At 68.2% G+C, this 14,072-nt stretch carries 17 protein-coding genes and 2 pseudogenes; 8 read left to right on the top strand and 11 right to left on the bottom strand.

Going from position 1 to position 14,072, the window contains the following annotated elements; translation table 11 throughout:
- Positions 1–2,411 (top strand): alkaline phosphatase family protein (locus AO501_RS40045; RefSeq protein WP_055576754.1); only part of this gene is annotated, 2,411 nt, incomplete at its 5' end.
- A 14-nt stretch (positions 2,412–2,425) separates the two neighbouring features.
- Here AO501_RS40045 and AO501_RS05455 read toward each other — a convergent pair.
- Positions 2,426–3,076, bottom strand: coding sequence for an LON peptidase substrate-binding domain-containing protein (locus AO501_RS05455; protein WP_055576753.1), 651 nt, complete (start codon positions 3,074–3,076; stop codon positions 2,426–2,428).
- Positions 3,012–3,671, bottom strand: a complete 660-nt coding sequence (locus AO501_RS05450; RefSeq protein ID WP_082658403.1) for a TetR/AcrR family transcriptional regulator — start codon at positions 3,669–3,671, stop codon at positions 3,012–3,014. The genes AO501_RS05455 and AO501_RS05450 overlap by 65 nt, the downstream gene beginning before the upstream one ends.
- Before the next feature lie 21 nt (positions 3,672–3,692).
- Between AO501_RS05450 and AO501_RS05445 the strand changes: the two genes are divergently transcribed.
- Positions 3,693–4,082 (top strand): hypothetical protein, encoded by a 390-nt coding sequence (locus AO501_RS05445; RefSeq protein ID WP_055576752.1) that lies wholly within the window; start codon positions 3,693–3,695, stop codon positions 4,080–4,082.
- Here the strand turns inward: AO501_RS05445 and AO501_RS05440 are convergent.
- The 4 genes from AO501_RS05440 to AO501_RS05425 are packed head-to-tail and all read right to left on the bottom strand — an operon-like array spanning position 4,079 to position 6,780.
- Positions 4,079–5,230: a glutamate--cysteine ligase gene (locus tag AO501_RS05440; RefSeq protein ID WP_156452320.1), complete on the bottom strand. Its 1,152-nt coding sequence runs from the start codon at positions 5,228–5,230 to the stop codon at positions 4,079–4,081. The genes AO501_RS05445 and AO501_RS05440 overlap by 4 nt on opposite strands.
- A gap of 4 nt (positions 5,231–5,234) precedes the next feature.
- Positions 5,235–5,933: a superoxide dismutase[Cu-Zn] gene (gene sodC / locus AO501_RS05435; protein ID WP_055576751.1), complete on the bottom strand. Its 699-nt coding sequence runs from the start codon at positions 5,931–5,933 to the stop codon at positions 5,235–5,237.
- Between the two features lie 38 nt (positions 5,934–5,971).
- Entirely contained in the window at positions 5,972–6,445 is a 474-nt protein-coding gene (locus AO501_RS05430; protein WP_055576756.1) for a LytR C-terminal domain-containing protein, read from the bottom strand.
- A 26-nt stretch (positions 6,446–6,471) separates the two neighbouring features.
- Complete coding sequence (locus AO501_RS05425) at positions 6,472–6,780, bottom strand: DUF3263 domain-containing protein (RefSeq protein WP_055576750.1); 309 nt, start codon at positions 6,778–6,780, stop codon at positions 6,472–6,474.
- Between the two features lie 276 nt (positions 6,781–7,056).
- Between AO501_RS05425 and AO501_RS05420 the strand changes: the two genes are divergently transcribed.
- The 4 genes and pseudogenes from AO501_RS05420 to AO501_RS05405 all read left to right on the top strand — a co-directional run bounded on the left by AO501_RS05420 (position 7,057) and on the right by AO501_RS05405 (position 9,599).
- Positions 7,057–7,653: a peptide deformylase gene (locus AO501_RS05420; RefSeq protein ID WP_055576749.1), complete on the top strand. Its 597-nt coding sequence runs from the start codon at positions 7,057–7,059 to the stop codon at positions 7,651–7,653.
- Positions 7,653–8,228 (top strand): annotated as a pseudogene (locus tag AO501_RS05415) (GNAT family N-acetyltransferase, cg3035/Rv0428c family); the annotation flags it as partial. The gene AO501_RS05420 and the pseudogene AO501_RS05415, both read left to right, overlap by 1 nt.
- A gap of 59 nt (positions 8,229–8,287) precedes the next feature.
- Entirely contained in the window at positions 8,288–9,094 is an 807-nt protein-coding gene (locus AO501_RS05410; RefSeq protein WP_197419772.1) for an exodeoxyribonuclease III, read from the top strand.
- Between the two features lie 67 nt (positions 9,095–9,161).
- Positions 9,162–9,599 (top strand): hypothetical protein, encoded by a 438-nt coding sequence (locus tag AO501_RS05405; RefSeq protein WP_055576746.1) that lies wholly within the window; start codon positions 9,162–9,164, stop codon positions 9,597–9,599.
- A gap of 20 nt (positions 9,600–9,619) precedes the next feature.
- Here AO501_RS05405 and AO501_RS36825 read toward each other — a convergent pair whose 3' ends face one another.
- The gene (locus AO501_RS36825; RefSeq protein WP_197419773.1) at positions 9,620–9,943 is read right to left on the bottom strand and encodes an Rv1535 domain-containing protein; all 324 of its coding nucleotides are present in this window, start codon (positions 9,941–9,943) and stop codon (positions 9,620–9,622) included.
- On the opposite strand from AO501_RS36825, the gene AO501_RS05400 reads away from it, so the two are divergent.
- On the top strand, positions 9,872–10,153 hold the full coding sequence (locus AO501_RS05400; RefSeq protein ID WP_055576755.1) for a hypothetical protein: 282 nt from the start codon (positions 9,872–9,874) through the stop codon (positions 10,151–10,153). The two genes, AO501_RS36825 and AO501_RS05400, sit on opposite strands and share 72 nt — an antisense overlap.
- Here AO501_RS05400 and AO501_RS40040 read toward each other — a convergent pair.
- The 4 genes and pseudogenes from AO501_RS40040 to AO501_RS05385 form a co-directional block, all read right to left on the bottom strand.
- On the bottom strand, positions 10,150–10,854 hold the full coding sequence (locus AO501_RS40040; protein ID WP_269435165.1) for an ATP-binding protein: 705 nt from the start codon (positions 10,852–10,854) through the stop codon (positions 10,150–10,152). The genes AO501_RS05400 and AO501_RS40040 overlap by 4 nt on opposite strands.
- Positions 10,829–11,719, bottom strand: a pseudogene (locus AO501_RS38760) (PP2C family protein-serine/threonine phosphatase); the annotation flags it as partial. The pseudogene AO501_RS38760 and the gene AO501_RS40040, both read right to left, overlap by 26 nt.
- 524 nt (positions 11,720–12,243) lie before the next feature.
- A complete protein-coding gene (locus AO501_RS05390) occupies positions 12,244–12,594 on the bottom strand; it encodes an STAS domain-containing protein (protein WP_055576744.1) in 351 nt (116 codons plus the stop codon).
- Between the two features lie 102 nt (positions 12,595–12,696).
- Positions 12,697–13,389, bottom strand: coding sequence for a PAS and ANTAR domain-containing protein (locus AO501_RS05385; protein ID WP_156452317.1), 693 nt, complete (start codon positions 13,387–13,389; stop codon positions 12,697–12,699).
- A gap of 123 nt (positions 13,390–13,512) precedes the next feature.
- Here AO501_RS05385 and AO501_RS05380 point away from each other — a divergent pair.
- Positions 13,513–14,072 (top strand): PE family protein (locus tag AO501_RS05380; RefSeq protein WP_156452316.1); only part of this gene is annotated, 560 nt, incomplete at its 3' end.

Below are 14,072 nucleotides of genomic sequence, written 5' to 3'. Positions count from 1 at the left end.
CCAATGGCGGAGGCGGCGGGGCCGGCGGTACCGGCGGCATCTTCGGCTCGGGCGGCGGCGGTGGCGCGGGCGGCATTGCCGGCCAATTGGCCGGTGGTCTACGCGGCGGCGGCGGAGGCGCCGGCGGGGCCAGCGGGGCACTGAGTGGGCTGGTCGGCGCCGTCGGCGGAGGCGGCGGCGTCGGCGGAGCCGGGGATATCGGCGGTGCCGGCGGCCTCGGCGGCAACTCCGGCATCGCCGGCTCGGTGTTCGGCGGCGGCGCCGGGACCATCGGCGGCTCACTGATCGGCGCCGGGGGGGTCGGCGGCGACGGCGGTGCCGCCTTCTCAATCGCCGGCCCCGGAGGACTAGGCGGCGCGGGCGGCCAGTTCGCCGGCACCGGCGGCTCGGGCGGAGCCGGCGGATCCAGCCAGGCCGGCGCCAGTGGCCTCGGCGGCCCCGGTGGCGTCGCCGGCGCGCTGGGGTCCGGCGGCGCCGGCGGCTTCGGTGGCGCGGGGCACTTCGGCGGCCAGGGCGGGATCGGCGGCAACGCCACGCTGATCGGCGGCGGCGGCGCCGGGGGAACCGGCGGATTCTCCGTCGCGGGCTCCGGCGGAACCGGCGGGCACGGCGGGGCCGGCGGGTCGCTGCTCGGCAACGGCGGTGCAGGCGGGTCCGGCGCGGAGGCCGCCCCCACCTTCCGCGGCGGCAACGGCGGCGCCGGCGGCAACGCGGTCGCGATCGGCGACGGCGGCAACGGCGGCAACGGCGGCTACTCGGCCACTCTCAATCTGCTCGGCCGTCCCGGCACCATCGGCAGCGGCGGCTGGCTGATCGGCCACAACGGCATCCCCGGGCTACCGATGAGCCCCAACTTGCTCGTCAACGGCAGTTTCGAATTCGCCAGTCCCTCCACGACGGGCTTCAGCTCGGTCACCATCCCCGGCTGGACCGTCACCGGCACCCCGACCATCGTCCCCTACGGCACCCCACTCACCTACCCGTCGCCGACCTCCACTCCGTTCCCGACGGTGCCGAACTTCCTGGGCCTGGGCTTCCCCGGCAACCCGGCCCCGGGTGCGGGCAACAACTTCGCCGGCGGCGGACCCGTGGCCACGTCGTCGATCAGTCAAACGGTCAATCTGACCGCCGCAACTGCCAGCATCAATACCGGCACCGTCCCCTACACGTTGAGCGGACTGCTGGGCGGCTACCTGTTGGACCCGTCCTCGACGTCGGTGCAGGTCACCTTCCTCAACTCCAACGGGGTCGCGCTGGGTACCGGCTCGATCGGACCGGTGTCGACGATTGACCGCCTGGGAATGACCGGGTTCCAGGCCCGCGACATCTCCGGCACCGTCCCGGTGGGCACCACCTCCGCGGTCGTCACCGCGACCTTCACCGACCGCAACCCGATCCTGGGCAACTACAACGGTGCCTTCGCCGACAACCTGTCGTTCACCGTCGGTGACCCGACCCTGGCCGCGCCGGTGCTCACCGTCCCGACGTCGAACGTCGGCCAACTTGACCACGTCTACCTGATCTACATGGAGAACAAGGGCGCGGCCGACATCCTGGGCAGCGTCAACGCTCCCTACCTCAACAGCCTGATCAACACATATGGCTACGCCAACAACTATTACGCTCTGGGGCACCCCAGCGACCCGAACTACTTCCGGATCATGGGCGGGTCGGATTTCGGCCTGATCTACAACCCGGCCTCACCCTCCATCAACGCGCCGAGCCTGATGGAAGCCATGGACAACGCCGGCATCACGTGGGCAGGGTATGCGCAGGGCATGCCGTATCCGGGTGCGATCGTGTCCTCCGGGGAGTATGCCGTCGACGCGCTACCCTTCGCCCAGTTCACCTACGTCTACAACAACTCCCCTGCCTATCTGCAGACGCATCTGCTCCCGCTGACTCAGCTGAGCATCGATCTGCAGAGCAGCGCGACCACGCCGAGATTCTCGTGGATCGCCGCCGACGGTTCCTACAACATGGAAGGCCCGGTCGATTTCCCGAACGGTGCGGCGAATTGGCTTGCCAGCCAGCTCACCAACCACCAGTACAACGTCGCGGCCGGCGACCATTTCCTGCAGCAGACGGTGTCCACGATCATGAACTCGAACAGCTGGAATACGGCGGGCCAGCGCGACGCGATCATCATCACGTTCGACGAGGACTACAACAACCTGTCGCTGGGCATCGGCAACCAGGGCAACCTGATCAACACCGTGATCATTCCGAACCAGGGCGCGGTGACCGTCGGGGGAATGCAATCCGGGCACTTCGTCACTAACACCCGCTACGACCACTACGGCCTGATGTCCACGCTCGAATATGCCTTGAGCCCGACGGCGGGAACACCTTTGACCACGCTGACATTCAACGACAAGTACGCCTTACCCCTGAACGACTTCTGGACCTAACAGCGCCCGGACGATCACTCCGAGAGCTGAAACTCCACCACCGCGGCAACCGATTCCACCGCGTGGAGCAACGCGGCCAGCCGGTCGGCGGCAGCTGGCGCCGACAGCACGGCGTACCGGTCGGCCGGCCCCATCGGCACTCGAGATGCTGACGCGTACAACATCTTTGACAGGTCGGCGGCACCCTCCGGGTAGTCGAACACCTCGTCGCGGGCCGGCAGTTCCACGCCCTGCACGTCGGCGATCCGCTCGTACAACGCCCACACCCGGTCCTCGGCGTCCAGGAAGGCAGCGGGGGTCACCGGCGACCCGGGCTCGTCGGGCCACACCTGCACCCGGGCCCGCGGGTAGGGATCGTCCGGCAACCACTGCAGCACCTTGATGCGTTCGCCGATCCGGCACTGCAGTGCGTACCGGCCCCCGCCCGCGTCTACGTAGTCCTCGATCGTCGCCATGGTTCCGACGTCGGAGCGCGCGTCACCGCCGCCGACCTCGCGACCACGCGAGATCAACACCACACCGAAGCGGGGGTCGGGGCTGTCGAGGCAGTCCCGCACCAGCGCGGTGTAACGAGGTTCGAAGATGCGCAGCGGCAGATCCTCATCCGGCAACAACGCCGATTCCAGTGGAAACATCGCCACGTCGACTGGGTCCATCCGACTCATCCCCTTTCCTCCCATAACTATGCAGCAGCGCCCGCGCGGCGGCCTCGACATCGGCCTCCAGCCAGTCCGGCAGCGGATCGTCATGGGCGTGGCGGCGCACGACGGCGTAGGGCAGATCCGACACGGCGCGGTACACCGCGTCCAGGGCCCGCGTTTCGTCGGTGCCGTAGAGCTGATGACACAACTCGCGCATCCGCTGCGTCAGCGGCGCGTTCATGGCGGCCAAGGTCTCCCGGAAGTCCGTGTCGGAGTGGCTGTCGACCAGGTCCGCGGGCCGGATCGTCAGCAACAGCCGGGCGTCGTCGGGAAGTTCGCGGGCAAAGCCGATGGCCGCCACGGCCATTGCCGCCGCCTGCGCCAGGGGTGTGCCACCGGCGGCGGCAAGCGCTCGCTGCTGGAAGCGGTCCAATGCCCGCAGCCAGGCGGCGATCACCACGCCGTCGCGATTGCCGAAACGGTGGTACAGCGTGCCGGCCGGGGCGCCGCTGGCCTTGGCTATCGCCGCGACGCTGGCCGCCCGCGGGCCGGCCGTGAGCACCAGCGCCCGCGTCGCATCCAGAATCGCGTCGGTTTCATGCTTCCGCGGAGGTGCCACGATCTAGTATGATCCTTCTATATGAAACGATTACCTTATATCGATGAGCATGCTATCGCGATCCACGCCTCGCCGGAGCAAACCTGGGCGGCGCTGTTGGCCAAGACCTGTCGCGACCCGGCCGACCCGAGCACGGTCCCCTTCGGCTTCACCCTGGAGGAAGCCACGCCGCCGCGCCGTCTCGCCCTCAAGGGCCGTCACCCGTTCGCGGCCTACCGCCTGGTCTACGAGCTGGATCCCGCTGCCGACGGAGTTCGGTTGCGCGCCTTGACCTTCGCGGAGTTCCCCGGTCTGCGCGGCAGGGTGTATCGGGCGTTGGTCATCGGTAGTGGAGGGCACCGGATCGTGGTGCGTCACTTGCTCAGGCGCGTCGCCGGCGCTGTCCGGCCGGCTGCCGGGGCACTCGCCTAGATATCCAGCTCGGCCACGAGCGCGTCGACCACCGAGCGCAGGTCGCCGTCGTGCTCCTCAGCCACCCGCCGCTGCCGTTGGTAGGACCCGCCGCGGCGCGGGATGTCGGCCACCGCCGCCAGTTCGTCAGAACACTTGAGCGACTTGGCAATCGGCTCCAGCCGGTTGAGCACGTCGTCGAGGTCCTCGGTGACCAGCCGCTCGTTGCTGTCGGCATCCAGGATGATCACGGCGTCCAGCCCATAGCGGGCGGCCCGCCACTTGTTCTCCTGCACATGCCAGGGCGGCATGGTCGGCAGCGGCTGGTCGGCCTCCAGCCGGCGGTCCAGGTCGACGATCAGACAGTGCGTCAACGCGACCAGCGCACCCAGTTCGCGCAGGTTGGACACGCCGTCGCAGATCCGCACCTCGAGCGTGCCGAGATGCGGGGAAGGCCTTATGTCCCAACGGACTTCGTCGACATGATCGATGATTCCGGTCTTCTTCTGGTCGTAGACGAAGCCCTCGAACTCCGACCATTTCTGGAACTGGAACGGCAGCCCCGCGGTGGGCAGTTGCTGAAACATCATCGACCGGTTGCTCGCGTACCCGGTGTCCTCGCCGCCCCACCAGGGCGAGGAGGCCGACAGCGCCAGCAGGTGCGGGTACTGGTTGAGCAGTGAGGACATGATGGGCATGACCTTGTTGGCCGACGAGATCCCGACGTGTACGTGCACGCCCCAGATCAGCATCTGCCTGCCCCACCACTGGGTGCGCTTGATCAGTTCGGCGTACCGCGGCGCGTCGGTGAGCTTCTGGCTGGACCATTGCGCGAAGGGATGGGTGCCGGCGCAGAACAACTCCATGCCGCGGTCGCGCACGATCCGGCGGGCCGGGCCCAGGGTGTCGCGCAGGTCGGCCATCGCCTCGGCGGCATTCTCGCAGATGCCGCTGACCACCTCGACGGTGTTGCGCAGCAATTCCTTGTGCACGCGCGGGTTTTCGCCGATCTCGGCGATCACCGCGGTGGCCTCGTTGCTCAGGTCACGGGTCTGCGCGTCGACAAGCGCGAACTCCCACTCCAAGCCGACGGTCGGCCGCGGCGAACGAGCGAAATCGATGTGGCTGCGGGCCCTGGAAGACGGCGGGAAGCCCGGGCCGTTAACCAGACCCTTACCCGGACCCAATGACACCGCACGCCACCCGCTTGCCGGCGTCACCGGTTGTCATCGTCGTCTCGTCGGGACCGGGTGTCCCGTCGTTCTGCTTGTAACGATCCGCCGGAATGTTGGCGAAGTTGTCCGCGCCCGCGTGGATGATGATCGCGGTCTTGGCGCCGGAAGTGAGGTCGTCCATCGTGAAGGCGTCCGTGGTGGTGACGAGCGTCCCGGAGCCGTCCTTGCGGACCTGCAACGGCGGCAGGTCCCCACTGGCGTGGCCGCTGGCTCCGGGCAGCTGCAGATGCCCGCCGGCGGACAGGAAGTCGCCGGGCGCGCCGCCGTTGGGAGCCACGGAGTTGGCCTCGCACTTGCCCACCTTGTGCAGGTGCATGCCGTGGAAGCCGGGTGAGAGCACGCCGGTGCCCGTCGTCGCGACCGTCACGGTGGCATAGCCGTTGGCGAACTCGAACTTCGCCGTGGCGATCTGATTGCCGTCGGGACCCTTCAGGACGGTCATCAACATCTGGGCCGCCGCCCCCGCCTGAGGACTCGGCGTCGCCTCCTGGTGGCCGGAGGTCGAGGGTGCCGGAGATCCCGTCCAGACCGACGGGGTGGTACCCGGCGTCGACGTCGGTTGCTGAGGCGACGAGCACGCGCTCACCAGAGCGACACACGTTACGGCTGCGACTTTCAAACCGGCAGGCTTAGGCATAGCGGAGAGCCTAGCGTGGCGAGCCTCCGGAATCAGCGTCAACCCATCACCAAAACGATGACGCCGGGCGGTTGGTCGGAAAGTGCCGAGATCCGCTTTTCCACCGGCGCTCCCAGCTTCTTGCCCACCGCGTCCGCGGTGGCCTTCTCGCTTTCTTCGCCGTAGTAGACGGTGGTGGCGGTGACGTCTGAAACCGAAAGGTTGGTCACCTCGGTGACCTTGAACCCGGCGGCCTTGAGCTCGTCGGCGGTGGTCTTGGCGATGCCTTCCTTCGACGAGATGTTGTAGACCCGCACCTCGGCCTCGTTCGCCGCGGCCGGCTTGGCGCTGGTCGACGAGGATGGTGCCGTGGTGGCCGAGACGGTGCTCACCGGCGACGCCTCGTCGTCGGACTTTCCCGAGGAGTCCAGGGCCTGCCAGCCGAGCAGCAGGAATATGACGCCCAGGAACAACAGCACCATCACCATGGCCCGCAGGGGAAGCCCGGAAGAGTCCGGTACGCGCTCATTCATCGAGCCCACTGTAGCCCGGGAGCGTCTCAGGTCACCTCGAAGCCGAGCCGGCGTGCGGCGCGGGCCTTCTGACGGCTGGCGCGCAGTCGCCGCAGGCGCTTCACCAGCATCGGGTCGGCTGCCAACGCCTCCGGCCGGTCGACGAGCGCATTGAGCACTTGGTAGTAGCGCGTCGCCGACATGGAGAACAGCTCTTTGATCGCGTCTTCCTTCACGCCGGCGAACTTCCACCACTGACGTTCGAAGGCCAGGATGTCGTGTTCGCGCCGGGTCAACCCATCCGCGACCTCAGTGTTGTCCCCCGATCGATGTGCCCGCGCCATGGCGCTGTCCATATCGCTTCCCCTGGACCCTTCCGGCGAAAACTCGATTGACTCGAATGACCTGACCTAGATCGGGGGCATTCTCCGGCGATTATTGAAACACGCCGCTATCTGCTGAGCCGGAAACCAGACCCGCGAGTCGGCCGAGTTGCTTTGGAATACGCGGCGTCTGCGGCCGGCAGGATGCCTGGCAGACGCGCTGGCCGGCCCGGCCTCCGTCGGTTTGGTCACACTTGCCGCGCGGCCCGTTCCGGGCCGCTGCGACCAGACACCTTAAGCTAGCCGACCATGGCCGTCGTACCCATCCGCATCGTGGGCGATCCCGTCTTGCACAACCCGACGACGCCGATCCCGGTCGGCGCCGACGGGTCGCTACCGGCCGACCTGCCCGCGCTGATCAAGGACATGTACGACACGATGGACGCCGCCCACGGCGTCGGTCTGGCGGCCAACCAGATCGGCTACGGGCTGCGGGTCTTCGTCTACGACTGCTCCGACGATCGCGGGCTGACCAACCGCCGCCGCGGAGTCGTCGTCAATCCGGTGCTGGAGACCTCCGAGATCCCCGAGACGATGCCGTCAGCCGGGCACGACGACGACGAGGGATGCCTGTCTGTTCCGGGCGAGTCCTTCCCCACCGGGCGTGCCGACTGGGCCCGGGTCACCGGACTGGACGGCGAGGGGAAGCCGGTCTCCATCGAGGGCACCGGCCTGTTCGCCCGCATGCTGCAGCACGAGACCGGCCACCTGGACGGGTTCCTCTACGTCGACTGCCTGATCGGCCGGCACGCCCGGGCCGCCAAACGGGCCATCAAATCGCACGGCTGGGGTGTTCCCGGCCTGTCCTGGCTGCCGGGCGAGGGACCCGACCCGTTCGGTCACTGATGGTCTCGTGGCCGGCCCTCGGCACGCGGGTGACGCTGCGCTACCGCCGACCCCCCGGGTCCGTCCCGCCGCTGACGGATGCGGTGGGGCGCCTGCTGGCCATCGACCCGATGGTGCGGGTGCAGACGAAGTCCGGCGTGGTGGTCGACATCGCTCCGGCCGACGTGACGGCGGTGCGCATCCTGACCCCCGCACCCGTCCGCACCGCCGACATCCGCAGTCTCGAGCGAGCCGCCGCTGCGGACTCACCGGGTGCCGAGCAACTCTGGCTGAACGGCTGGCTGCTGCGCGCCCATGGCCCCACCCTGGCCAGTAATTCCGCTGTGCCGCTTGATATTTCAGCCGGACCCGGCACCGTACCGGAGATTTTCGATTGGTACGAGGAGCGCGGCCTGACCCCGCGATTGCTGATCCCGGACCGCCTGCTGTCCCCGCCCGCCGGCCCGGAGTGCGAACTCGTCGAACAGCTTCTGGTGCGCGAAACAGCAGCGGCCACACCGCAGTACGTGTGCGTCCCGGACACCGAATCGACTGCCGCGGCGGAGGAATTGGGCTTCCGGCTGCACCACCGCCGCCGCTACTTCCACCGCCCCTGACCCTCGCCACCGATAGGAGACACCCCATGCCCGAGCTGTTGCGGCTGGCCACCTGGAACGTCAACTCGATCCGCACCCGGCTCGATCGTGTCGTTGACTGGCTCGATCGCGCCGAGGTCGACGTGCTGGCCATGCAGGAGACCAAGTGCTCGGACACCCAATTCCCCGCGCTGCCATTGATCGAGCGCGGCTACGAGGTGGCACATGTCGGTTTCAATCAGTGGAACGGCGTGGCGATCGCCTCCCGCGTCGGCCTCGAGGACGTGCAGGTCGGATTCGAGGGCCAGCCCACCTGGAGCGGCAAGCCCGATGTGGCCGCCGCGTCCGAAGCCCGCGCCGTGGGCGCGACGTGCGGCGGCGTGCGGGTGTGGAGCCTGTACGTGCCCAACGGTCGCTCGCTCGACGATCCGCACTATTCCTACAAACTGGAATGGCTCGCCGCACTTCGCAACACGGCCGAGGGTTGGTTGCGCGCGGACCCGTCGGCCCCGATTGCGCTGGTCGGGGACTGGAACATCGCACCCACCGACGAGGACGTCTGGAGCACCGAGTTCTACCAGGGTTGCACCCACGTGTCCGAACCCGAGCGGCAGGCGTTCAACGCGATCGTCGACGCCCAATTCACCGACGTGGTAAGGCCTTTCACCCCCGGGCCGGGGGTGTACACATACTGGGACTACACCCAGCTGCGCTTCCCGAAGCGGCAGGGCATGCGGATCGACTTCATCCTCGGCTCACCGGCACTGGCTGCCCGGGTGGTGGACGCGCAGATCGTCCGGGAGGAGCGCAAAGGCAAAGCGCCCAGCGACCACGCACCGGTGTTGGTCGATCTGCGAACCAGCTGAGAAATTCTGGTCATGTGAGTCTCATAGGGGTATACAAAGCAGAGAAAACCTAGGCCAGGGAGGCATCATGGGTGTCGTCGATCAAGCGGTGCGGGGCGTGGGACGAACGGTGAGTCGTGCCGCGACGGCGACAACGTCCGCCGCGGGTGCCGTGGGAGGCGCGGCCGTCAACGGCATCGTCGGCGGTGTCAAGGGCGCCGCCGAGGGGATCCAGCAGGGACTCAGCACCGGCAGCAAGTCGACTCCGGCCGCGGCCCTGGCCATCGGCGCGATCGGCGCGGCGGGTCTGGTCGAATGGCCGATCCTGCTGGCCGTCGGTGGCGGCGCGCTGTTGCTCCGCAGGCTGAGCCATCAGCCCGAGCCCCCGGCGCAGGCCGTGCAGCCGGCCAAGGCCAAGCTCGCGCCGGTACCCGACCAGCCGCCGGCCAAAAAAGCTCCCGCGAAGACTGCGAGGAAAACGGCGGGCCGCAGAGCCGGCACCAGCGACCTGCGCAGCACGAACTGACGAGGCGTCGATTCAGATAATCAACCGGTGGCCCGGCTGTACTCCGCCGAAGCGGACCGCGTGGCGACCAGTTGCCGAGGGCGCCGCTCGTTCGTCCGAACCTCCAGCACGCCAACGCGCCACAACAGCGCATAAAGTTCGGTTAGAGGCCCCCTCAGCAACACGGCGAACGACGCCGCTAACGGGTCGGTCGGGTGTTCTGTCGTCGTCATATCTCCGACGGTGACCGCATCAACCGGCAGGACGGCAAATCCGACGTTACCGAAAGGCAAATGATGGCGGAAAAGAAAGAACGCCGGCACACCCCACAACGCGAGGCGGTGGACAGAATCCGGGCGGGACACACCTTCACGGTCAACCTGCCGATAGTGGGCAAGGTGAACGTTCCCCCACCCGAGCAGCTCGCCTATTTCGGCGGACTGATCGCCCTGACCGCCTTCGAGCTGATCGACTGGCCGGTGGCGCTGGTGATCGGCACCGGGCACCTGCTCGCCAGCAATCATCACAACCAGATTTTGGAGGAGATCGGCGAGGCCCTGGAAGAAGCCGACTAGGACGCGGAGGCGAAGCGCAGCGTCACCCGGGTTCCGCCGGTGGTGCGAACCGTCTCGACCTGGTCCGCCAAGCCGCGGATCAGGGTGAGCCCGCGGCCACGCCGGCGACTGCGCCGGCTGGCTGACGAATCGCCGACCCAACGACCGGAGTCACTGACACTGATCGACACCGCGTCGCGCCGGAGAAAGGCCTCTATCGCCACCGTCTTGCGGGCCTCGCAGCCGCTCCCGTGCTCGATGGCGTTGGTGACGGCTTCGCTCACCGCCAGCAGAATTTCGTCTTGCCTGCGCAGGCCGGTTGTCGCCAGCCAATCCCGCAGCCGTGCGCGCACGGCGGGAACATGCTTCGCAGTGGCCGGCACGACCGTGGCGAAGCTTCGACTGCCGGCGTGGCGGGGACGCACCGCGAGCACCACCACATCGTCGCGGTAGCCACCAGGGGGCGTCATCCGGTGCAGCAGTTCGGCGCACACGGATTCGACAGGCAGATCCGCGCACTCGACGGCCGCGGCCTTGAGCCGGTCGAACCCGCGGTCGAGCGTCTCGCCCGCCCGTTCGATCAGTCCGTCGGTATACAGCAGGACCAGGCTCCCCGGAGGCGTCGTCGGAGGCGCTGGTCGCCACCGGGGACCGGCGCCCCGCTTCCAGATAGACCGGACCCTGTTCCGGTAGCACCAGCAACGGGTAGGGATGCCCGGCACAGAGATAGCTGATGCGGGCGGGTTCCACGCTGGTGTCGATGGCTGCGTAGGCGACCGTCGCGCAACGTGCACCGGCCACGGTCAGCGCATACCGGTCCAGGGCGCCCAGCACGCTGGCCGGGTCATACGCCGTCAGCGCCGACACGGTGACGGCGGCGCGCAACCTGCTCATCACGATCGCGGCAGGCAGGCCGTGGCCCACCACGTCGCCCACCGAGACGCCTATCCGGTCGGGGTGATCGAGCCCGGTGGCTGAGAACCAGTCACCGCCGACCCTGATCGCCTCCCCCGCCGGCTGGTAGACGGCCGCGACCACCGCCGCGGTCGACCCGCGATCCAGGTCCAGCAGGTGTTCCTGGAAGTCGACGGCGATGCGGTGTTCCCGCGACGCCAACCGGATGCGGTCCAGGGCCGACGCGGTGATGTCGGCGGTCCGGGCGAACAACTCGAGTTCGGAGTCGGTGAACCGCCGGGTTTGCGGCCACAGCAGGGTGAGCACGCCGACGACGCGACCGCTGCCGGCCCGCAACGGTTGCGCCACGCAGGCCCGGACACTGCCGGCAGTGTCGTTCACCGCGTGGCTGTACCGCGCCGGCAGCTCGAGCGTGTCCGGGATGACCATCCGCCGGCCGGTTGCGATGACGTCGACGCCCACCAGCGGGCTGTCCAACCTGGCAACGTGGTAGCGGTCTCGCAGTTCGGCCGGTAAGGCCCCGGCGAATTCGAACTGGAGGTGATCCTCACCGTCGACGATCACCCCGATCGCCGCCGCGGGGGCATCGCCGCTGGCAAACGGAGAGTGCAGTATTGCCTCGAGGAGACCCGCGACCGAGCCTGCTCCCTGCACGGCGGCGTCCAGCTTCATCAGGCCTGCGGATTGCTCGGCGCGCTCCCGCGCTGCCGGACCTACCGGGTCGGCGATAGCGGTGGCGGCCGCCATCACCGCACTGACCGCCCCGTCGCTGCCGAGCACCGGGTTCACCGCGAACATGAAGTTCCTCGGAGCCGATTCGCTCACCACCGGCAGCATCAGCCCGTGCGACCAGGTCGCGACGCCGGTCGACAGGACCCCGGTGAGTATCGGGCCGATCTCATCCCAGTTGTCCCACCACAGCTCCCGGGCGGTCCGGCCGAGAGCGCCCGGGTGGTTGTCCCCCATCAGGGACAGGTACGCGTCGTTGTGCCAGACGTACAGCTCCGGTGCCCGCAGAAACACGATCGTGGGAGACCGAGATGTCAGAGTGTTGGCGACCGTGGTCCGAATCTCGGCCGCCCAGCCCCGCGGCGGCCCGAGCGGATGCGCCGCCCAGTCGAAGTCGGCGAACTTCCGCCCCATCTCGCCACCAAGCTTGACCGCAGTCGTGAGGTCAGCCGGTAGCGGATGCGGGTTCATCGTTGCAACGCGTCAGACACTGTCGGAAAGATCGCGAAGATGCGGTCCAACTCGGTCACCCTGATCGGCTGCAGCACCTGCGGATGGTCAGCCACCAGCCGGACGGCCGTCCCGGCGGCCCGGCCCGCCTCATGGCAGTCGAGCACCGCATTCAATCCGGCGCTGCCGAAGAAGTTCACTCCCTGCAAGTCGACGATGACCAGACGCCTGGGGTGTGTGGTGGCGACGTCGAGCGCGGCGACCAACTGATCGCGCAGGTAATCCGCGGTGCTGGAGTCAACGTCGCCCGTGACGAGCACCATTACCGCCTCCCCGCCCGACTCATACGCGACCTCCAGCAAATCCATTACGTACCCGCCTAAAATGTGTCAGATTTCGGCCGGTGGTCAGGGTGCGGATGCCCGAATCCGCCACCTTGCCCGTCCCAGATATTGGGAGCCTAACCCGGCTCAGCGTCCGGATTCCTCAGGGATGCGCTCGTGCACCGTCAGCAACAAGTGGTCGAACTGGCTCTGCGCGACCGTGGACGGATGGTCCAGCGAGCTGACCTCATCGAGCAGCTGCTTGGCCAGTTCGCGAAGTTTGGTGTTCGTCTCCTGTGAACGCCACTGCAGCACCCGAAACGCCTGCTCCGAACTCACCCGGTAGACGTACATCAGCACGCCCTTGGCCTGCTCGATCGCCGCCCGGTTCTCGAACAGGTCCGGCAGGGCGTCGTCAAGAACCTCCTGGCGCGCCTCGTCGAAGCTGTTGGTGAGGTCGATGTAGTGACCGGCGGTGCCCAGCACAGCGCCGTTGTCGTCCAGCATCCGGTCGGCCACCACGATGGCGTCGTGCACGGTGCCGCCGGTGTCGATGAAGCGGTGCCGGCTCGAGAACGGCTCACCGGACCGCAGCGCATAATCCAGTAGATCCTGCACGTGAGCGCGGTCGGCCGGATGCTTGTGCGACATCAGCAGCTTCGTCGTGGGCTCCACCGACCCCGGCTCATAACCGTGCATCCGGGCCATCTCATCCGACCACTCCCAACGCTGCCCGACGAACCAGAAGCGGAAGCTGCCGATGTTGAGGTAGGGCCGGGCTCCGGCCGGCAGCACGGGACTGGTCGACTGCTCACGACCATCGTTCTGCACACCGGCCATCATCCCATTACGCGCGGGTGACGGCCACTTCGCCGTGCGGCCTCCACCGTCTCGCGACGTACTGACCAGCGCGTTCAATCATTGTGCAGGAAGTGCGCAACACCTGCCGGAGACAGTGTGCGCATGTCGTATGTGAGCGCAGCCCCCGAATTCTTGGCAGCGGCGGCAACGGACCTGGCGAACGTTGCCTCCACCATCAGCGATGCCAACACAGCGGCCTCGGTCGGGACCAGGACGGTCCTGGCCGCCGGAGCCGACGAGATATCGGAGGCCATCGCCGCGTTGTTCGACAACCACGCCCAGGCCTACCAGGCGGTCAGCACCCAGGCGGCCGCGTTCCACGCCCAATTCGTGCAGGCTCTCAACGCCGGCGCCGGGGCCTACGCGAGTGCGGAGTCCGCCAACGTCGGCCAGATCGTCCTCGACGCGATCAACGCGCCCGCCCGGATGGTGCTGGGCCGGCCCCTGATCGGCGACGGCAGGAACGCGACCACACTGGGCGGCGCCGGCGAACCGGGCGGCCTGCTGTTCGGCAACGGCGGCAATGGCGCGGCGGGCGCGCCCGGGCAGCAAGGTGGCGCAGGGGGAAGCAGCGGGCTGATCGGCAACGGAGGCGCAGGCGGCACCGGCGGGGTCCTCGCCCCGGGTGGTGGCGGCGGCCTGGGCGGCTTCCTCTTCGGCAA

Source organism: Mycobacterium gordonae, from assembly GCF_001417955.2.
In the GTDB taxonomy this organism is placed as follows: Bacteria; Actinomycetota; Actinomycetes; order Mycobacteriales; family Mycobacteriaceae; genus Mycobacterium; species Mycobacterium gordonae_B.
Note: the sequence above shows the minus strand (reverse complement) of the source record. Positions and strands in the feature narration are given on the sequence as shown.